Source organism: Embleya sp. NPDC059213, assembly GCF_042754445.1.
GTDB lineage: Bacteria > Actinomycetota > Actinomycetes > Streptomycetales > Streptomycetaceae > Embleya.
On sequence record NZ_JBHZAV010000185.1, the window covers coordinates 1 to 18302 of the forward strand.

At 69.9% G+C, this 18302-nt stretch carries 17 protein-coding genes; 7 read left to right on the top strand and 10 right to left on the bottom strand.

Annotated features, from left to right (window positions below; genetic code table 11):
- Positions 1–1535 precede the first annotated feature (1535 nt).
- Positions 1536–2519 carry a transporter substrate-binding domain-containing protein gene (locus ACFXMF_RS39135; protein WP_379989860.1) on the top strand — a complete coding sequence of 328 codons (984 nt, stop codon included), beginning with the start codon at positions 1536–1538 and terminating at the stop codon, positions 2517–2519.
- Between the two features lie 440 nt (positions 2520–2959).
- Here the strand turns inward: ACFXMF_RS39135 and ACFXMF_RS39140 are convergent, their stop codons facing one another.
- Both ACFXMF_RS39140 and ACFXMF_RS39145 read right to left on the bottom strand, forming a co-directional pair.
- On the bottom strand, positions 2960–3268 hold the full coding sequence (locus ACFXMF_RS39140) for a hypothetical protein (protein WP_379989861.1): 309 nt from the start codon (positions 3266–3268) through the stop codon (positions 2960–2962).
- Positions 3269–3434: 166 nt separating this feature from the next.
- Entirely contained in the window at positions 3435–3995 is a 561-nt protein-coding gene (locus tag ACFXMF_RS39145; RefSeq protein ID WP_379989862.1) for a dihydrofolate reductase family protein, read from the bottom strand.
- A gap of 246 nt (positions 3996–4241) precedes the next feature.
- Here ACFXMF_RS39145 and ACFXMF_RS39150 point away from each other — a divergent pair, with 246 nt between their 5' ends.
- A complete protein-coding gene (locus ACFXMF_RS39150) occupies positions 4242–5162 on the top strand; it encodes an AraC family transcriptional regulator (RefSeq protein WP_360313200.1) in 921 nt (306 codons plus the stop codon).
- Between the two features lie 42 nt (positions 5163–5204).
- Here the strand turns inward: ACFXMF_RS39150 and ACFXMF_RS39155 are convergent, their stop codons facing one another.
- The 3 genes from ACFXMF_RS39155 to ACFXMF_RS39165 form a co-directional block, all read right to left on the bottom strand.
- Positions 5205–6350, bottom strand: a complete 1146-nt coding sequence (locus tag ACFXMF_RS39155; protein ID WP_379989868.1) for an RNA polymerase sigma factor — start codon at positions 6348–6350, stop codon at positions 5205–5207.
- 8 nt (positions 6351–6358) lie between these two features.
- Positions 6359–6766, bottom strand: a complete 408-nt coding sequence (locus ACFXMF_RS39160) for a YciI family protein (RefSeq protein ID WP_360313196.1) — start codon at positions 6764–6766, stop codon at positions 6359–6361.
- A 175-nt stretch (positions 6767–6941) separates the two neighbouring features.
- Positions 6942–7721, bottom strand: coding sequence for an SDR family NAD(P)-dependent oxidoreductase (locus tag ACFXMF_RS39165; RefSeq protein ID WP_379989863.1), 780 nt, complete (start codon positions 7719–7721; stop codon positions 6942–6944).
- Positions 7722–8077: 356 nt separating this feature from the next.
- On the opposite strand from ACFXMF_RS39165, the gene ACFXMF_RS39170 reads away from it, so the two are divergent.
- From ACFXMF_RS39170 to ACFXMF_RS39180, 3 genes are all read left to right on the top strand, one after another.
- Positions 8078–8278 (top strand): hypothetical protein, encoded by a 201-nt coding sequence (locus tag ACFXMF_RS39170; RefSeq protein WP_379989864.1) that lies wholly within the window; start codon positions 8078–8080, stop codon positions 8276–8278.
- Complete coding sequence (locus tag ACFXMF_RS39175; RefSeq protein ID WP_379989865.1) at positions 8260–8757, top strand: MMPL family transporter; 498 nt, start codon at positions 8260–8262, stop codon at positions 8755–8757. Before ACFXMF_RS39170 ends, ACFXMF_RS39175 begins: the two co-directional genes overlap by 19 nt.
- Before the next feature lie 162 nt (positions 8758–8919).
- On the top strand, positions 8920–9723 hold the full coding sequence (locus ACFXMF_RS39180) for a class I SAM-dependent methyltransferase (protein ID WP_379989866.1): 804 nt from the start codon (positions 8920–8922) through the stop codon (positions 9721–9723).
- A gap of 91 nt (positions 9724–9814) precedes the next feature.
- Here ACFXMF_RS39180 and ACFXMF_RS39185 read toward each other — a convergent pair whose 3' ends face one another.
- From ACFXMF_RS39185 to ACFXMF_RS39200, 4 genes are all read right to left on the bottom strand, one after another.
- Complete coding sequence (locus tag ACFXMF_RS39185) at positions 9815–10801, bottom strand: acyl-CoA dehydrogenase family protein (protein WP_360313186.1); 987 nt, start codon at positions 10799–10801, stop codon at positions 9815–9817.
- A gap of 6 nt (positions 10802–10807) precedes the next feature.
- Positions 10808–11995 (bottom strand): acyl-CoA dehydrogenase, encoded by a 1188-nt coding sequence (locus tag ACFXMF_RS39190; protein ID WP_360313184.1) that lies wholly within the window; start codon positions 11993–11995, stop codon positions 10808–10810.
- 110 nt (positions 11996–12105) lie between these two features.
- Positions 12106–13014, bottom strand: coding sequence for an SDR family oxidoreductase (locus ACFXMF_RS39195; protein WP_360313182.1), 909 nt, complete (start codon positions 13012–13014; stop codon positions 12106–12108).
- Positions 13015–13196: 182 nt separating this feature from the next.
- Positions 13197–14465 carry an amidohydrolase family protein gene (locus ACFXMF_RS39200; protein ID WP_360313180.1) on the bottom strand — a complete coding sequence of 423 codons (1269 nt, stop codon included), beginning with the start codon at positions 14463–14465 and terminating at the stop codon, positions 13197–13199.
- Positions 14466–14564: 99 nt separating this feature from the next.
- On the opposite strand from ACFXMF_RS39200, the gene ACFXMF_RS39205 reads away from it, so the two are divergent.
- Positions 14565–15179: a cysteine hydrolase gene (locus ACFXMF_RS39205; RefSeq protein WP_379992171.1), complete on the top strand. Its 615-nt coding sequence runs from the start codon at positions 14565–14567 to the stop codon at positions 15177–15179.
- A 90-nt stretch (positions 15180–15269) separates the two neighbouring features.
- Here the strand turns inward: ACFXMF_RS39205 and ACFXMF_RS39210 are convergent, their stop codons facing one another.
- The gene (locus tag ACFXMF_RS39210) at positions 15270–16832 is read right to left on the bottom strand and encodes an AMP-binding protein (protein ID WP_360313176.1); all 1563 of its coding nucleotides are present in this window, start codon (positions 16830–16832) and stop codon (positions 15270–15272) included.
- Positions 16833–17031: 199 nt separating this feature from the next.
- Here ACFXMF_RS39210 and ACFXMF_RS39215 point away from each other — a divergent pair, with 199 nt between their 5' ends.
- Positions 17032–17406 carry a Rieske (2Fe-2S) protein gene (locus tag ACFXMF_RS39215; RefSeq protein WP_360313174.1) on the top strand — a complete coding sequence of 125 codons (375 nt, stop codon included), beginning with the start codon at positions 17032–17034 and terminating at the stop codon, positions 17404–17406.
- The last annotated feature ends 896 nt before the right edge of the window (positions 17407–18302 follow it).

An 18302-nucleotide genomic window follows, 5' to 3' on the forward strand; every position in this document is an offset into this window, starting at 1 on the left:
TCGCCCGCTCCCGGAACAGCGCCCACACCAACGCACCCACCCCCGTCGCCCCCTGAACCGACGCCCCCACCAACTGCCCCGCATCCGGACCGTCCAACAACCACAACAACGGCGTCGAGACGACCACCACCACCCCGACCACCACAACCGCCATCTTCCACACCTGCGACACACCCCACCCCCGAACCACCACAGCCACAGCCACCGCCACCGTCACGACCGGCCCAACGAACCGCCCCCGGCGCCCACTTCCCAGAACTACCAGACAAACCGACCCGCGTCCTCGGACTGGGGACAACAAGCCGATCCACCCTCGGCTCGACAGCCGCCCACCAAGGATGTCTTGCTATGCCTTGGGTTGAGATCTCGCTGCATGCCGGCGCTCGTGTTGCCACGTCCGGCCGTAAGTGGGGTTGTTCGTGCCGGAGTTGCTGTGTACGGCGGTCCGACCGCCCCCGGGCAAGGCCACGCCGTGCTCGTTTCCGGCGCCGGCGTGCCGGCAATCGCCTGCTGCCTCCAGCCGGCACTGGTTGCCGCGGGCCTTCCGACGGTGCCGCAAGGTCATGAACCGTCCCTTGCGGCTTCCTGCACACACAGCGCGACAACCTTCAGGCAAGCCAACAGGCGCTGTGCCGGTGGCGCCCCGGTTCGATCTCCATGTCCGACACCAGTCCGGCTCGAAGCAGGTGCAGCCGACGTCGTGTCACCTGACGAGCGCGCCGCTCCTCGACGTAGGCGATGGCGGCCACCGACCCTCCGCGCGTACCACTGCGGGCAAAGGAGTGCACGGCAACGGACCGCTGTACCTCTTGCGGCATCGGGCGCCGCCCTTCCAGCGCAGCCGAGCGCAACCGCTTAGCGCTATAGCGGAGATCGCGCACCACGACCGCCCGCCACGGCCTCCGGGAACGTGAATCCGCCTGCCCGGAGCGGACGGCGTTGCGGCCCATGTGGTGGGCACTTCTTGCCATGTCCCCACTCCTACCGCAGGAATCAGCCGCGCCGCCGGCGGTTTCCCCTCGGCCGATGCGGCAACCTCACCTCGCGAGTCACGGGACAACCTTGAGCCGGCCCCACCGGCGGTCACTCCCCCACACCTACGGCGACGTACGAACGATTCCGGTCACAGATCCCACGACTTCTGCAACTCCCGTGCCAAACAAAGAGCTTCATCCAACCGTGCGCATCAGCACCGACTGCGGGGCAAGGACGCGCCGAGTACTTCCCAGCCGGCAACCATCCGATACGCCCGACGACCACTTTGGCGGACGCGAGGCCGAGACCGGTGTCCTGGTCGCCGCAGAAGACGGGCGCACGCCGTACCGCTCGCCGAGTGCCCGCTCCGGCGGCACGCCACAGCGGCATTTTGCCGAGCAGGCAGCGTAGTGCCAGTGGCACAGAGAGTGGCGTAGGGAGATGCCCACACGTGCCCCCCGTCGGGATGCAACGATGGCGCCGATCGAGTCCCGGGCCGTGCGCGGACCGTGCGCGCCGGCACGTCCGGCGGGCACCGTAAGGAAAGGACGTGGCGGACGATGCGCGTACGGCCGGTGAAGCTGATCGCCCGGTGTCTGCTCGTGGTCGTGCTCATGGGGATTGCCGCCGGGTGCGGTGGTTCCCCGCCCACGCGCCCCCCGGCGCCCACGGTGGTTGCCGGAGCGCCTGCTGCGACATCGCCCATCACATCGCCCGCCACGCCGTCGGCCGCGCCGGGCGGGTGCGATCCGTGGGCCAGTCTGCGGCCGTCGGACGTCGAGGGGCCGGCGATCGCAGGGATCCGCCGGCGCGGTTTTCTGGTCGCGGGCGTCGACCTCAACAGTTATCTGTGGGGGTCCGCGGACCCGGCAACGGGTGAGATCGTCGGGTTCGACATCGACATCGTGTGGGCGATCGCGCGCGGGATCCTGGGCCCGGGCGCCCGGGTCAAGTTCGTGACCATGTCCCCCGACCAGCGAGTCGCGCGAATCCTGGCCAAAGACGTCGACGTGATGGTGCGGACGATGACCATCACGTGCCAACGCAAGGCCGAAGTGGCCTTCTCCACCGTCTACTTCCGCAGCGGCCAGCAACTCGTGGTGCCCAAGGGGTCGCCCGTGCGGGCGTTCGACGCGGGGCTGCGCGGGCGGCGGGTGTGCGTGGGCGCCGGCACCACGGCCGTGGACGTGCTGGCACAGGCGAACCTCGGCGCGATCGTCGACCTGGCCGACAACCATCTCGACTGCCTGGTGCGCCTACAGGAGGGGCAGACCGACGCGATCCTCACACACGGTTCGCTCGCCGCGGGACTGGCCGCGCAGGATCCGATGATCAGCGTTCTGGAGCCACGCCTCGACGAGACGCTGTACGGGGTCGCGATGAATCCGAACGACACCGACCTCGTCCGCCGAGTCAACGGGATCCTGGAGGACTACCGCGCAGGCGGCACGGCCGGCCCGTGGATGGTCTCCTACCGAAAGTGGCTCGCCACGAACCTCTCCGACCCGAACGCGGCCCCGCCACCCGCGCGCTACTCGGACTGAGTGGCCATGCAGGCCACCCCAACCGATCCCATCTCCACACTCCCACCCGGCACGCACCACCTCGGAGCACTTCACCCACTCGCCGTCCACTGAACAAGTCACGAACGCCCCCACCCCTCAATGCCGTTGCGTGAAGCCCCACCGGTGGTTCGTCGACGGCGGCCCCGATCGGCAACATCCCGTGAAGTAGCAGTATTCGACGGCCTGTTCGGGAGACTCACGCAGCGTCGCGGGTTCCGGCAGCATCCCGTCGGCTTGTCGGTGGCTGGGACCGGAACAAGACGCTGACCTGCCCGTCAAGGCGACACCGGCGCCCGGTGCGCAACACCCGGCATAGCGGCGGCAGTTCTTCCTCCGGAGTCGACCCGTGACCACGAACGACTGCGTCACGCCGCCCGTATCGGCGGGCACGCAATACGCACCGGATCGAAAGTCGACCCTCATCGGCCGAGCGCGTCGTCCCCGGCGACCTCGGTGTAGACGCGCCGAAGCAACCCGGGCAGGCGGCTCCCGATTCGGCTCTCGGCGAGTTCGACCTCGGCGGGCGAAATCGGCGGGAACAGCGGCCCGCAGGAAACATCCGCAAAGATCTCGACCATGTGCGCCATGTCGAAGCGCAGCGCGGGATCCCATGCCCGGGCACGGAGCTTCCCGATCAGCGCGTCGTCGTCGGCCTCCTCGACACCGGTCTCGCAGTACGGCCCCGGTCGCGAGACTCCGCAACAGCGGGCGGATCCGACGTCATGCATCGAGAGACTACTTCCGGGCCCGGATCACCCTCCCAAACCATCGGAGGAAGACGATCGAGCAGACCGGTGCACCAAGGCCCAAGCCAAGCCGCAAACCCCGAACCCCGAGCCGCACGCCCGAACCCCGAACTCCGAACCCCGGTGCACAGCGGCCCACCACCACCCCTCACCGCACCCGATAGACCAACCGGACGACCCCATTCCCGAAAGTCCGATTCTCGACCAGCCGAAGATCCGTAATCCCATCCATCAGCCGGAACATCGGCCTGCCACGCCCGATCAACACCGGATGCACATGGACCGCGTACTCGTCGATCAGACCCATCCGCCGAAACGTATCCGCCAGATCCGGGCCGCCCACCACCAGGTCACCACCCGGCTCCGCCTTGAGCGCCGAGATCTCCTCGGCCACCACCTCCCGCTTGATCGTGGTGTTCCAGTCGGCCCGCTCCAGCGTCCGGGAGTACACGATCTTCGGCATGTCCCGCCAGATGCCCGCGAATTCCGCCATCGGCCCGGCATTCGCCGGATCCGCGTCCGCCGTCGGCCAGAAGTCCGCCATCAGCTCATGAGTGACCCGACCGGTCAAAAAGCCGCCCATCGTGCGCAACCAGTCGTTGAAATACTGGTGCAGCTCGTCGTCGACCAGATGCCAATCGATCTCCCGATTCGGCCCCTCCATGAAGCCGTCGAGGGACACCTGCAGGGAGTAGATGATCTTTCGCATCGCGTACGTACCTCGTCGTCGAACTCGTCTCGGACCGGGGCTCGAGACGGGACCCGGCGCGCTTCCATGTCACGATCGCTCGTTCCCAGGCGCAGATCCCCATCCTCGACACGACCCATGCCAACCAAAAGCCCCCGCCGGTCGGCTGCCACCCGACCGAACCGGGCACAGGATGTCGGGTCCGCCCCACCACACGCTTCCTAACGTGGCGGTGCAAGGAAAGGAAGGAAGAAGGAGAGTCCACAAGTGCTGGAGCAGTTGAACCGAGCCCTCGACCACATCGAGTCGCATCTCGACCACGAGATCGACGCAGCCGAATTGGCGCGGATCGCCATGACGTCGGAGTACCACCTCCGCCGCGTTTTCTCCGCGTTGGCCGGGATGCCGCTGTCGGAGTACATCCGACGCCGACGGCTAACCCTGGCCGCTGCCGAGGTGCTGGCCGACGAGCGCACCCTGCTGGAGGTCGCCGTACGCCACGGCTACTCCTCGGGTGAGGCGTTCGCCCGGGCGTTCCGCGCCATGCACGGCGTGGGGCCCGGCGAGGCCCGGCGTACCGGTGCGGTGCTCAGCTCACAGCCGCGGATGTCCTTCCGACTCGTCATCGAGGGGAGCAGCAGCATGCGATATCGAATCGTGCACAAGAACGCGTTCCACGTGGTCGGCAAAAAGGCCCGGGTCCCGCTCGTCCACGAGGGCGTGAACCCGGCGATCGCCGCCTTCGTACAGGGCATCGACCGGGAGACGACCGACCGGATCAAGACCCTGTCCGACCAGGACCCGGACGGGATCGTCGCGGTCACCGACGACCTCGACCCCGGTCGCGCCGAAGGAACCGAACTCGACTACTGGCACGGCGTCGTGACGAGCACTCGGATCCCGAACGACAACCGAGACAACCGAGAAGACCGCAACGACCACCACGACACCCACGACCTCGACACACTCGCCGTCCCACCCGGCACATGGGCGGTCTTCGAGAACACCGGCCCCTACCCACAGGCACTCCAATACCTGTGGCGCGACATCTTCACCGAGTGGTTCCCCGCCAACCCGTACCGAAGCCGCCCCGGTCCGGAGATCCTCCGGGTCCGCCCCTTCGAGGACGAGAACGGCACCCAGGCGCACGCGGCCCTGTGGATCCCGGTGGAACCGACCACGTCCTGACCCGGGGCGAAACGCCGGGCCGGGGCACTCGCCGAGGACCGGTCAGCGCCCCCGCCCGGCATTGATCCGCGCGGCCCGACGGGTCAGGTAATCCCGCTCCGCAAGGTTGGACGCCTTCCCGGCCGCCTCCGCGTACAACCGTGCCGCCGTCGTCGGATCGCCGTCGCGCTCGTGCAGGTACGCCGCCACCGCGGTGTACCGGGGCAGCGCGTCGTCCAGATCCGCGAGCGCCGCCAGCCCGGCGCGCGCCCCGTCGGCCTCACCGACGGCCACCGCACGGTTGAGCCGGACGATCGGGCTGTCGGTGAGGCGGGCCAGTTCGTCGTACCACTCGACGATCTGCACCCAGTCGGTCTCCTCGGCGGTGGGCGCGTCGGCGTGCAGTGCCGCGATGGCGGCCTGGGCCTGGAACTCGCCCAGCCGGTCCCGGGCCAGGGCCGCCTGGAGGATCCCGATGCCCTTGGCGATCGCCGCGGTGTCCCAAAGGCTGCGGTCCTGCTCGGCGAGGGGCACCAGGCTGCCGTCGGGCGCGGTACGGGAGGCCCGCCGGGCGTGGTGGAGCAGCATCAGGGCGAGCAGCCCCGCCACCTCGGGGTGATCGATCATGGCCGCGAGCTGCCGGGTGAGCCGGATCGACTCGGCGACGAGGTCGACATCGCCGGAGTAGCCCTCGTTGAAGACCAGGTACAGGACGCGCAACACGGTGGCGACGTCGCCGGGTTGCTCGAACCGTACGCCGGAAACGGTGCGCTTGGCCCGGCTGATGCGCTGCGCCATGGTGGCCTCGGGCACCAGGTACGCCTGGGCGATCTGGCGGGTGGTCAGCCCGCCGACGGCGCGCAGCGTGAGCGCGACCGCGGAGGACGGCGTCAACGAGGGGTGGGCGCACAGGAAGTAGAGCTGGAGCGTGTCGTCCTGCACCGGTGCGGGTCCGGGTGCCGGTTCCTCGTCGACGAGGTCCTCCCGCCGACGGCGCGCGGCATCCGCCCGGGTCGCGTCGAGGAACTTGCGCCAGGCCACGGTGACCAGCCAGCCCTTGGGGTCCCGGGGCGGGTCGGCCGGCCACAAGCGGATCGCCTCGATCAGCGCGTCCTGGACGGCATCCTCGGCCGCCGCGAAGTCGGCTCCGCGGCGGACGAGGATCCCGAGCACCTTCGGGGTGAGGCTCCGAAGCAGGGCCTCGTTCACGGAAGCGGTCACTCCGTGACGGTCGGCGAGGAGCCCAGGAACGGGCGCACCTCGAGCCACTCGTGAATCGGCTTGCCATCCGCCCCGGGGGCGGCCGACAGTTCCCCGGCCAGCTCGACGGCCCGCTCGTAGGTGTCGACGTCGATCACCATCCAGCCGGCGATGAGGTCCTTGGTCTCGGCGAACGGTCCGTCGGTGACCGGCGGGCGGCCCTCGCCGTCGTAACGGACCCACGCGCCCTGGGGGGCGAGCGCCTGGGCGTCGACGAACTCGCCGGTCTCCTTCAGCCGGTCCGCGAAGTCGTTCATGTACTGCACGTGGGCCGAGACCTCCTCCGGCGTCCACCGGTCCATCGGCACGCAGTTGACCGCGTCCGGGGCGCCTCGGTAGTGCTTGAGCAGCAAGTACTTGGCCATGGTGTTCTCCTGGTGCCGGGGCGACCCATTCTGGTCACCTTCGCCCCTGGGACGGAGCAGGCCACGCGTTCTCGACATCCACAACGGAAAACTTTTGCGCGGCTTCGTCGGACACCGTGGCCACCGCTTTGCGAGACGTCGTCGGACACCGTGGCCACCGCTCCGCGCGGCGTCGTCACACGCCGTAGCCACCGTCCACATCCAGCTTCTGACCGCTGATGAAGCCCGCCCGGTCCGAGGCCAGGAAGCAGACCGCCTCGGCGATGTCCGCCGCCCGCCCGAAGCGCCGCAGCGGGATGTTGCCCCGCGCGACGTCCAGCGCGCGCTCGTCCAGGTCGCCGCTGTCGATCAGCCGCGCGGCCATGCCGTCGGTGAGCATGCCCGGGCCGACGCTGTTCGCCCGCACCCCGAATCGGCCCTCCTCGGCCGCGATGCCGCGCACGATCGCCTCGACCGCGCTCTTGGTACAGGAGGACAGCCCGTCCCGAACCGGGAATCGGCTCGTCGCCGCCGTGGTGACCGCGACCAGGCTGCCGTTGCCCGCCGCGCGCAGGTGCGGCAGCGACGGGTGCACCAGGTTGAAGAACGCGGCCGCGTCGCCGTCGAGCTGCTCGCGGTACTGGGCCGGGGTGACCCGACTCAGGTGCACCATCGGCACGTGCGGCCCGGACGCGTACACCACCGTGTGCACCCCGCCGAACTCCTTCGCCGCCGCGTCCACGAAGGTCGCCACCGCGTCCGCGTCGGTCAGATCGACCTGCCACGCCCGGGCCCGCCGGCCGTGCTCGGACCTGGCCTGCTCGGCCACGGCCTCGGTCGCGGCGGCCCCGTTGCGATAGGTGACCGCCAGATCCGCGCTGCGCTCGGCGAACATCCGACAGATCGCAGCACCGATCCCGCCGCCCGCGCCGACCACCACGACCGCTCCGGTCCGGCTCTCGAAGTCGCGCTCCATGACTGGCTCCCTGCTGCTGCCCACGCTGATCTGACGACCAGTCAGAAATATCCGCAGACCCGAGAACTGTCAATGGACCCCCAACCGGCACGATCCACCTCACCGGGCCCGAAGCCTCCCGGCACCCCACCACCACCCGCCCCCCGAGGCCCGCACCGTCCTGACCCGCTTCCTCGCGTTCCCCGAGCCCCCGGCGGGCTCGCCCACCGAAACCTGAGCCCCGGCCGGCACCCGGCCCCGAACAACTCCGGGCCGTCGAGTTGCAGCTCGACGGCCCGGATCACGGAGACCGCGCCCCACGTCCGCGAGGACGTGTCTTCACGAGCGCGCTCATCCACCCACGAGGAGAACATCCCGTGTTCCGCACAGGCAAGTCGGCCTCCCCTGCCCGAAACCGGTCCACCGCCCCCGCCGAGGGCAGGCGTCACGTCCGACTCGTGCTGCTCGCCTGGCTGATCCTGATCGCCGGCGCCATCACCCTGACCACCGCCGCACCGTCCCCAAGCGCGAACGACACCCACGACGACGCCACCCTCGAATGGCCCCGCTGTTGCTGATGGCGACCGTGCTGCCGTCCTACGCCGCCGCCCTGGGCCTGAGCCGGCAACTGTTCCGGCACGTCCTGGACTTCCCGGCGATAGACGTACAGGTCATGCTGGTCGGCTTCCTGTTCCTGGTCGCGTTGGGCGCGGACTACAACATCTTCCTGATCTCCCGGATCCGCGAGGAATCCGAACATCGCGCCCACGAATCGGCCGTACCGACCGGCCCGACCGCCACCGGCGGCGTGATCACCGGCGCCGGCGCGGTCCTGGCCGCCACCTTCGCCACGCCGACTACGGCACCCCAGGTCGCCTTCATCCAGATCGGCACCCCGGTCGCCCTCGGCGTCCTGTTCGACACCTTCCTGGTCCGCTCGATCCTGGTGCCGGCGCCGGCCCTCGACACCGGCCGGACCTTCCGGTGGCCCGGCCGCCCGCACGTCCCGAACACGCCCACGACCACGACCCGCACGAAGGTCCCGGCATCCGGCTGACCCGGGCGGGCATCCCGTAGCGTGCTGCGCAACGCACCCGCCCGCCCGGCGCACCGCGATTCACCCGGCGCATCGCGGCCCACCCGTGCACCATCACCCGCCCAGCGCCCCCCGACCCGCCCACAACCAGCGAAGTCTTCCTCGTCAGGAGGCCGAACCGACATGGCGTTGCCCCCGACCGAAGCCGATCCGTCCGACCCGATCCGCATCCTGGACGTCGCGGGGGACGACTACCGCCGAGCCTTCGAACTCTTCCTCGCGGGGTCGGACGAGAAGGCCGTGACCCACGCCCACCTGAGCGCCCTGGTCGAACAACTGCCCCACCGTTCGGTGTTCCTCGACATCGGCGCCGGGTCCGGGACGACCACCCGGCATGTGGGCGGCTATTTCGAACACACGATCGCCATCGAACCCGGCAGCTACATGCGCGACGCCCTCCGCCGGGCCTGCCCGGACGCCCGGGTGCTGCCCGATCCCGTCGAGACGGCGAACCCGGGCACCCTCGCCGACTTCGCGCTGTGCTCGCACATGCTCTACTACCTGCCGCAGTCGCAGTGGTTGCCCACCGTCCGACGGTTCCTGGGCTGGGTCCGGCCGGGCGGCGAACTCGTCCTGGCGCTCCAGAATCCGAACAGCGAGTGCATGCAACTGGTCCGGCACTTCTTCGGCATCCGCTTCGACCTGGCGGCGACCACCGACGCGCTGCGCACGGGCCACGAGGACCTCGTCGAGTCCTGCACCGTCGAGACCCTGCCCGTGCGCTTTCACTCCGACAACCGGGCCGACACCCTCGCGGTGGCCGAGTTCATGGCGAACGTCCCGAATCTGGCCGAGCTGGACGCCCGCCCGACCCACGAGGACCTCGAACGGTACGTGCTGACCCACTTCGCCGACCCGGACGGCGCCGGCTTCTCCATCGGCCACGACCACGACATCGTGCGCATCCGGCGATCCGCCCGCCCGTGAGCCGGCGCGGGCGGCCTCCGATCCGGAAAGCCGCCCGCGCCCGGCGCGACGCCGCCGGGTGAGCCGAAGCCCGACCCGGCCGACGCGGGTCCTACAGCGTCCCCGCCAACGCCTCCTCGTTCTCCTCCGCCCCGCCGAACTGCGTCGCGTGCACCCAGGCCCGCTTCAGGTACAGATGCACGTCCACCTCCCAGGTGAACCCCATCCCGCCGTGCACCTGCGTGGCGTCCTTGCCGTTGCGCGTCGCCGCGTCGTCGCCCATCACCTTGGCCGTGAGCACCGCGATCTCCGCGTCGCCCACCGCCGGGTCGTCCAACGTCACAGCCGCCGCGTACACCGCCGCCCGCGCCAACTCGGTGCGCACCAGCATGTCCGCGCACAGGTGCTTGACCGCCTGGAACCCGCCGATCACCCGACCGAACTGCTCGCGCTCCTTGGCATACTGCGTGGCCAACTCGGTCAGCCGTCCCGCGATCCCGAGCTGGAGCGCCGCCGTGAGCACCGCGCCGATCCGGCGCCACTGCTCCGCGACCGCGGCGTCGGCCACCAATTCGCCCGCCGGCAGCGCGTCCACCGCGGTCACCGGCGTGAACGGATCCACCGGATGCGCCACCGCCGTGCCCCGCACCACCCGCGGGTCGACCAGTCGAATGCCCTCGTCCGTCAGCACCAACAAACAATCCAGCGCGTCCAGATGCTCGATCAGCAGCGGCCAGGAATCACCCTCGACCACCCCGACCACCGCGTCGCCGGCCGCCGCGTCCGTGCCCAGATCCCCCGGCAGCGAAGCCGCCAGGTGCGTGGCCACCAGCGGCCCGGGCAGCAACACCCGACCCGCCTCCTCGTACACCAACGCCGCCTCGGCCATCCCGAGCCCGACGCCACCCGCCTCCTCCGCGATCCGCAGCGAGAAGAACCCGGTCTCGGCCAACTCCCGCCACAACGCCCGGTCCACCATCCCGGGCACCGGCGCGGTGTCCACCAGCGCCCGCATCCGCTCCCGGCCGAACCGGCCCTCGCAGAACTCCCGTACGCCGGAGCGCAGATCGCGCTGGTCCTCGCTCAGTTGGAAATCCATGCCCGATCACCGTTCCTTCGGCAGGCCGAGGATGCGCTCGCCCACGATGTTGCGCTGGATCTGCGACGTGCCCGCCGCGATCGTGTACGACAGCGACGACAGCCGCTCGTCCATCAACGAGCCGCTGGGCAGCCCCGCGACGTCGTCCACGGCCAGCGCCGCGCGGCCGAGCAGCCGGTGCGCCAGGTCGTAGACCTTCTGCTTCGTCTCGGAGAACCGCAGCTTGAACACCGAACCGCCGACCCCCGGCACCCCGGAGCGCTGCGCCTCGGACACGTTCCACTTGGTCAAGGCCCACAGCGCCTCGAACTCGGCGGTCAGGTGCCCGAGTTCGCGCCGAAGCGCGAGGTCGTCCCAAGCACTTGCCTGACGCCGCGTCACCTTCTTGGCCAGCGCCGCGAGTTCACGCAGCAACCGCTGACAGGCGACCACCTCGCTGACGAACGCGGTACCCCGCTCGAACGACAGCGTGACCATGGTGACCCGCCAGCCGTCGTTCTCCTCGCCGACCCGGTTCGCCACCGGCACCCGCACGTCGTCGAAGAACACCTCGGCGAACTCCGAGGTACCCATCACCGTCTCCAGCGGACGGATGGTGATGCCCGGCGTGTCCATCGGCACGATCAGCCAGGTGATCCCCTTGTGCTTCGGGGCGTCCGGGTCGGTGCGTACCAACATCTCGCAGTAGTCCGCGACTTCCGCGTGCGAGGTCCAGATCTTCGAGCCGTTGACGACGTAGTCGTCACCGTCGCGGACCGCCCGGGTGCGCAGCGAGGCGAGGTCGCTGCCCGCGCCGGGTTCGGAGAAGCCCTGACACCACACGTCGTCGCCGCGCAGGATGCCCGGCAGATACCGGCGCCGCTGCTCGTCGGTGCCGGCCGCGTCGATGGTCGGTCCGGCGTGCAGCAGGCCGACGAAGTTCGCGCCCACGTACGGCGCGCCGGCCCGCTCGGTCTCCTCCAGGAAGATCAGGTGCTCGGTCGGCGTGGCCCCCTTGCCGCCCGCCTCGACCGACCAGTGCAGACCCGCGTAGCCGGCCTCGAACAACAACCGCTGCCAGGCCGTGTCGTAGGCCCGCCGACCCGGCCAGTCGTTGCGGTCGGGCTTGGCCGGCAGCAACGGAATGGCCCGGTCGAGCCACGCGCGCAATTCCGCGCGAAAACTCTCCTCGGCCTCGGTATACCGGAGGTCCATGGTTCTCGACTCCCTGTCGGACGAAAGGTCGAATGCTCGGGCAACCGCACGGCCCACCGGCCACAGGACCGAAAAGCCGAAAGCCGGATGACCGGATGAGAAGGCGGAACTCAGGCCCCGTACACGGGCGTCGGCGTCGGCGCCTCGTCGAGCAGCTTCGCCACCACCGGACCGAGCTCGGCCGGCTCCCACCGACGGCCCGCACTCGCCTCCGGACCGTGCTGCCAACCGGTCGCCACCGAGACCTTGTCGCCCTCGACCTCGAACACCCGCCCGGTCACCTCGCGCGACTGCGCCGAACCGAGCCAGACCACCAGCGGCGAGATGTTCGCCGGGTCGTAGAAGTCGAAGCTGCCGTCCTCGGGCTTGCGCACCATGTCCGGCATCGCCTCCTCGGTCATCCGGGTCCGCGCGGCGGGCGCGATCGCGTTGGCGGTCACGCCGTATCGGCCCATCTCCACCGCCGCGATCTGGGTCAGACAGGTGATGCCGGCCTTGGCCGCCGCGTAGTTGCCCTGCCCGACCGAGCCCATCAGGCCCGCGCCGGAGGTGGTGTTGATCAGCCGCGCGTCGATCGTCGCGCCCGCCTTGGCCTGCGCGCGCCAGTACGCGCCCGCGTGGCGCATCACCGCGAAGTGGCCCTTGAGGTGCACCCGGACCACGGCGTCGAACTCGTCCTCGCCGAGCGAGACCAACATCCGGTCGCGCAGGAAGCCCGCGTTGTTGACCACCACGTCCAATCGACCGAACGTGTCGATGGCGGTCTGCACCAGCCGCTCCGCGCCCGCCCAGTCGGCGACGTCGTCCGCGTTGATGACCGCCTTGCCGCCCAGCGCCTCGATGTCGGCCACGACCTGCTGGGCCGGACCGAGCGAACGCCCGTCGCCCTGGCGCGAGGCGCCGATGTCGTTGACCACCACGTGCGCGCCCTCACGGGCGAACGCCAGCGCGTGCTCGCGCCCGATGCCGCCGCCGGCACCGGTGACGATGACGACGCGCCCCTCGCAGATCCCACTCATTCCAGGCCCCTCCGGTGTGCTGACGACGTGTGCCGACGCGAGTCGGAATACCTCGGAAGCGGCCCGCCGGGATCCGACGAGCCGCCCCTTACCGCTGAACCGATGAACACCCGGGCGCCGAGTCGCCGCACCGCACTCGACTGCGGCGAGGCCACGACGGCGCCGGGTGTTCACCCGCCGAATCAGACCGCCGCGACCGAAGCCACCCGGTCCTTGTCGAAGTCGAGGTCGAGCATCCGGATCGCGTTGCCCCGGATGATCTTGTAGACCGTCTCCGCACCCAGCCCGGCCAGGTGCTCCTCGGCGATCTTCTTGGTGTGCGGCCACGTGGAGTCGACGTGCGGGTAGTCGGTCTCGAACGTGACGTTGTCCTCGCCGATCACGTCGAGCGAGTTCACCCCGTGCCGGTCCCGGAAGAAGCACGCGAACATGTTCCGCCGGAAGTAGTACGACGGCGCCTCGGGCAGCACCTCACCGGTGACCGCCCACGCGCGGTGCTCCAGCCAGACGTCGTCCATCCGCTCCAGGGCGTACGGGATCCAGCCCATCTGACCCTCGGAGTAGGCCAGTTTGATCTTCGGGAAGCGCGCCGGGACGCCCGCGAAGATGAAGTCGGCCATCGAGGCCATCGCGTTGTTGAAGCTGAGCGACGCCTGCACCGCCGCGGGGGCGTCCGGCGACGCGGCCGGCATCGTCGAGGACGAGCCGATGTGCATGTTGATCGTCACGCCCAGGTCCGCGCAGACCTCGAAGAACGGGTCCCAGTAACCGGTGTGGATGCTGGGCAGACCGAGGAACGCGGGAATCTCGCTGAAGCACACCGCGGTGACGCCCCGGGCACGATTGCGCTTGATCTCCTCGACCGCGAGCTGCACGTCCCACAGCGGGATGATGATCAGCGGGATCAGCCGACCGCCGGAGTCGCCGCACCACTCCTCGACCATCCAGTCGTTGTAGGCACGCACACACGCGAGCGCGACCTCCTTGTCCGCGGCCTCCGAGAAGGTCTGGCCGCAAAACCGCGGGAAGGTCGGGAAGCACAACGAGGCTTCGACATGGTTGACGTCCATGTCCTTGAGCCGCTCGGCCGGGTCGTACAACCCGGGGCGCATCTCGCCGCGGGTGATGCCTTCGAGGGTCATCTCGTCGCGGCTGAAGCCGACGGCGGCGATGTTGCGCTTGTACGGAAAGCGCAGGTCCTCGTAGAACCACCAGTCGGCAGGCGGACCGTTCGGGTCGGTGGTGATCTTGTAGCTCGCGCCGGTGTACTCGAGCGTGCCGATGCCGGTGGTGACCGGCTTGGGTCCACGCTCGTGGTACTTCTTCGGCAACCAGCGCTCGAACAGGTGTGCCGGCTCGATGACATGGTCATCGACGCTGATGATCTTCGGCAGTTCACCGAAGGAGTTTCCGGACTGCGTGGCAGCCTGTCCGGGCTGGTTGGTGCTCATCGGCCCCTCCCGCTCACTGAAATCTGATGGACCGTCAGATTTAGCGTAATCTCTGAGCCGAGGGAACCACAAGCTGACTCAACGTCAGGAGAATCACGGATGGCCCTGCATCTCGAAGAACTGATCGCCCCCGCGCACACCGCGCTGGTCACCCAGGAATGCCAGAACGGGGTGATCGGCACCCACGCGGTATTCCCCGCGCTCACCGCACACACCCGGGAGCTGATTCCGACCGTCGACCGCCTCGCCAAGGCCGCCCGTCGAGCCGAACTCCCGGTCGTGCACTGCCTGGCGGTCCGCCGCCCGGACGGTCTGGGCGCGAACGCCAACGCCCGGATGTTCGGTGCCGCGGCCAAGTCGCCGATCCTCCTGGAACCGGGCTCACCCGCCGCCGCGGTGGCCGACGGCATCACCGTCGACCCCTGCGACCTGGTGCTTTCCCGCTATCACGGGCTCGGCCCGATGGCCGACACCGGACTCGCCGCCATCCTGCGCAACCTGGGCGTGCGCACGATCGTGGGGGTCGGCGTCTCGCTCAACGTCGGCATGCTCAACTTCGCGATGGACGCGGTCAACGCCGGCTTCCAGTTCGTCGTACCCCGCGAGGCGGTGGCCGGATTCCCGCCCGAATACGCCGAGGCCGTGCTCGCGAACACCTTCAACGCGATCGCCACGATCACCACGGTGCCCGCCGTACTGGCCGCCTGGAAGTAAAGACCTGATGCCCCGTCACCGCGTGGATGACGGGGCATCAGCCAAAGCAGAAACTCCCTAGCGCCTACCGACCGACCATCTGATCGACCGTCAGCGAGCGGGCGTCCAAGGCTTCTTGTCGTACTCCTCGCGAAGCTTGAACTTCAACACCTTGCGCAACGTCTCGTTCCGAGGCAGCGCGTCGACCAGCTCCAACTGCTCCGGGATCTTCTGCGTCATCAGACCCGACTCGCGCAGGTAGGCGACCATCTCGGCGAAGGTCAGGTCCGCCTCGTCCGGTTGCCGCTCGATCACGGCGCAGACCCGCTCGCCACGCTCGCGGTCGACCAGGCCGATCACCGCCGCGTCGGCGACCTTGGGGTGGGCGAAGAGCAGGTCCTCGATCTCCCGCGCCGAAATGTTCTCACCCTTTCGGATGATCACGTCCTTGAGCCGTCCGGTGAGCGAGAGGTGCCCGTCGGCCCGCACCCGGCCCAGGTCGCCGGTCCGGAAGAAGCCGTCCTCGTCGAACGCTTCGGCGGTCAGCGCGGGGTCGGTGTACCCCTTGAACACCATCGGCCCGCGCAGCCGGACCTCGCCCTCCTCGCCGGTGTCCGCGACCGTCCCGTCGGCCCGCGCGATGCGCACCTCGATCCCGCTCACCGGCTTGCCCTCGGTGTAGGAACGCTGGTCCTCGGAGTCGTGCGGGCCGCCCTGGGCGATCATCGGGACCTCGGTCATCCCGTACCCGTGGCACAGGATCGCCCGCATCTCGTCGCGCACCTCGGCGACCAGCTCCGGCGGCTTGGGCGCGCCACCGCCCGAGACGATCCGCAGGGTCGGAATGATCTTCTCGCCCGGCTGCTTGCGTTGCTCGTTCAGGAACGCGACATAGAACGCGGTCGAGCCGCCCACCATGGTGACGCCGAGCCGCTTGTACACGGGCACCACGCCGGCCGGGTCGAAGTTCTCCACGATCACGGCCGGGAAGCCGGAGGCGAGCACCGTGACGATGTAGTCCGGGCCGGCGATGTGCGCGTACGGGAAGGCGATCGAGCCGACGTCGCTCTGCGACATGTCGAGCGCGACGGCCAGGCCCTTGCCGCCCGCGAGCAGCGTCGAGTCGCTGTGCTGGACGCCCTTCGGGTCGGAGGTGGTCCCGGACGTGTAGTAGAGCCAGCGCACCTCGTCGCCGTCGGTCGGCGCGGGCGGCAGGTCCGCCGGGTCGCCCTCGGGCAGTTCGTCGTAGGCCACCAGCACCAGCGGCGGCTTCGCCAGGTCCTTCGCGAGCGCCTCGCCCATCGCGAGGAACTCGAAGCCCTTCCAACTGCGCGGACACAGGAAGAATTCGGCGTCGGTCTGCCGCAGACAGAACCCGACCTCCTTCTCCCGGTAGAACGGGATGATCGGATTCTGCACCGCGCCGAGCCGGGCCAGCGCGAACGAGACCACGATGGACTCGATCCGGGTGGTCAACTGCCAGGTCACGCGGGTGCCGGCGGTGACGCCGAGCGCGTGATAGCCCGCGGCCACGCGCTCCGCCCACGCCTTGAACTCACCGAAGGTGACCTTGCGGTCCTCCGGGTCGAGCAACATGGGCACATCGGGAGTCGCCGCCGCGCGGCGCTCCACCAGCTCCCAGAGAGTGGTGGCGTCGTAGATCGGGTCAGACACGTGTCCTCCGCGCGGGAAGCCGGGGCCGGGGGTACGGCGCCGGGCATGGCAGAGCCAGAGCCTAGGCGCTGAACTGACGGTACGTCAGAAGCTTTGCGGGAAGAAAGACTTCCCGTGGTCACGCGCATCACAACCCGGTGCTGGCAAACCAAGGCAGTACTGCCTAACCTGAGGCGGTACCACCAACCCCGGGGGCCACATGTCGCCATTCCGCCGGGAGCGCCCACCGGTGTGCCTGGGTCCGCTCACGAGCTTCCCCGAGGACGTCCCGAAGCGAATCGCCACCAGCCCGCCGCTCGCCCTGCTGCGCCACGGCGACACGGTCCACATCTTCGAGGACCGCTGCCCCCACGCCGGCGCGATCCTCTCCCGAGGCACCCTCACCGGCGAACACCTGACCTGCCCCGCCCACGCAAGCACCTTCGAAATCGCCACCGGCCGCTCCCTGGGCCCCCTCACCTGCCGCCCCCTGCGCACCTACACCACCTGGCTACAAAACGACCTGGTCTACTACTCCCCCACCCCCCGCCCCACCCGAAAGGCCCAACGAACCCCCTGCCGACCGCCCACGTGACCCAGCGGGCAGCCGGCGACGGCGGAGCGGGTGGGTGGGTGGGTGGGTGGGTGGGTGCTTTCGTCGGATCCGCCGGGGGGCCTTTCCGAGTGGGCCGGGCGTTCGCGGCCGGCGGTCGGGTGTTGGTCGGCGGCGGATGGCTCTGTGCTGGACGGTCGGCGTGGACCGGCGGAGATCGGCCCGGTCCCACGGTCACCGGCGGCCGGGAGCCTTGGGTTTCCCGGCGAGACGTGGGTGTTGCTCGGCGGGAAAGGCGCTGGCAACGGCGGAGCGGGAGGGTGTTTGCGTCGGGTCCGCCGGAGGGCCTTTTCGAGTGGGCCGGGTGTTCGCGGCGGGCGGTCGCGTTTCGGTCGGGTTGGGCGCGGGTGGCTCAGTGCTAAACGGTCGGCGTGGACCGGCGGAGATCAGCCCGGTCCCACCGTCACCGGCGGTCAGGAGCCCTGGGTCCCCCGGCGAGACCCGGGTGTTGCTCGGCGGGAAAGGCGCCGGCAACGGCGGAGCGGGAGGGGAGCCCGGTGAGGTCCGCCGGGGAGCCTTCCCGAGTGGGTCGGGCCGTTGCGGCCGGCGGTCGCGTCTTGGTGGGCAGCGGGTGGCTCAGTGCTAAACGGTCGACGTGGACCGGCGGAGGTGGGCCTGGTCCCACTGTCACCGGCGGCCGGGAGCCCTGAGTCCCCGGCGAGACCTGGGCGTTGCTTGCCGGAAAGGCGCTGGCAACGGCGGAGCGGGAGGGTGCTTGCGTCGGGTCCGCCGGGGAGCCTTTCCGAGTGGTTGGGTGTTCGCGGCCGGCGGTCGCGCCTTGGTCGGGTTGGGCGCGGGTGGCTCAGTGCTAAACGATCGACGTGGGCCGGCGGAGGTGGGCCTGGTCCCACGGTCACCGGCGGCCGGGAGCCTTGGGT

Bases quoted from the DNA above. Each gene is read 5' to 3' on its own strand.
- ACFXMF_RS39135 (WP_379989860.1), top strand. From the start codon at position 1,536: ATGCGCGTACGGCCGGTGAAGCTGATCGCCCGGTGTCTGCTCGTGGTC.
- ACFXMF_RS39140 (WP_379989861.1), bottom strand. From the start codon at position 3,268: ATGCATGACGTCGGATCCGCCCGCTGTTGCGGAGTCTCGCGACCGGGG.
- ACFXMF_RS39145 (WP_379989862.1), bottom strand. From the start codon at position 3,995: ATGCGAAAGATCATCTACTCCCTGCAGGTGTCCCTCGACGGCTTCATG.
- ACFXMF_RS39160 (WP_360313196.1), bottom strand. From the start codon at position 6,766: ATGGCCAAGTACTTGCTGCTCAAGCACTACCGAGGCGCCCCGGACGCG.
- ACFXMF_RS39165 (WP_379989863.1), bottom strand. From the start codon at position 7,721: ATGGAGCGCGACTTCGAGAGCCGGACCGGAGCGGTCGTGGTGGTCGGC.
- ACFXMF_RS39175 (WP_379989865.1), top strand. From the start codon at position 8,260: ATGGCCCCGCTGTTGCTGATGGCGACCGTGCTGCCGTCCTACGCCGCC.
- ACFXMF_RS39180 (WP_379989866.1), top strand. From the start codon at position 8,920: ATGGCGTTGCCCCCGACCGAAGCCGATCCGTCCGACCCGATCCGCATC.
- ACFXMF_RS39185 (WP_360313186.1), bottom strand. From the start codon at position 10,801: ATGGATTTCCAACTGAGCGAGGACCAGCGCGATCTGCGCTCCGGCGTA.
- ACFXMF_RS39190 (WP_360313184.1), bottom strand. From the start codon at position 11,995: ATGGACCTCCGGTATACCGAGGCCGAGGAGAGTTTTCGCGCGGAATTG.
- ACFXMF_RS39195 (WP_360313182.1), bottom strand. From the start codon at position 13,014: ATGAGTGGGATCTGCGAGGGGCGCGTCGTCATCGTCACCGGTGCCGGC.
- ACFXMF_RS39200 (WP_360313180.1), bottom strand. From the start codon at position 14,465: ATGAGCACCAACCAGCCCGGACAGGCTGCCACGCAGTCCGGAAACTCC.
- ACFXMF_RS39205 (WP_379992171.1), top strand. From the start codon at position 14,565: ATGGCCCTGCATCTCGAAGAACTGATCGCCCCCGCGCACACCGCGCTG.
- ACFXMF_RS39215 (WP_360313174.1), top strand. From the start codon at position 17,032: ATGTCGCCATTCCGCCGGGAGCGCCCACCGGTGTGCCTGGGTCCGCTC.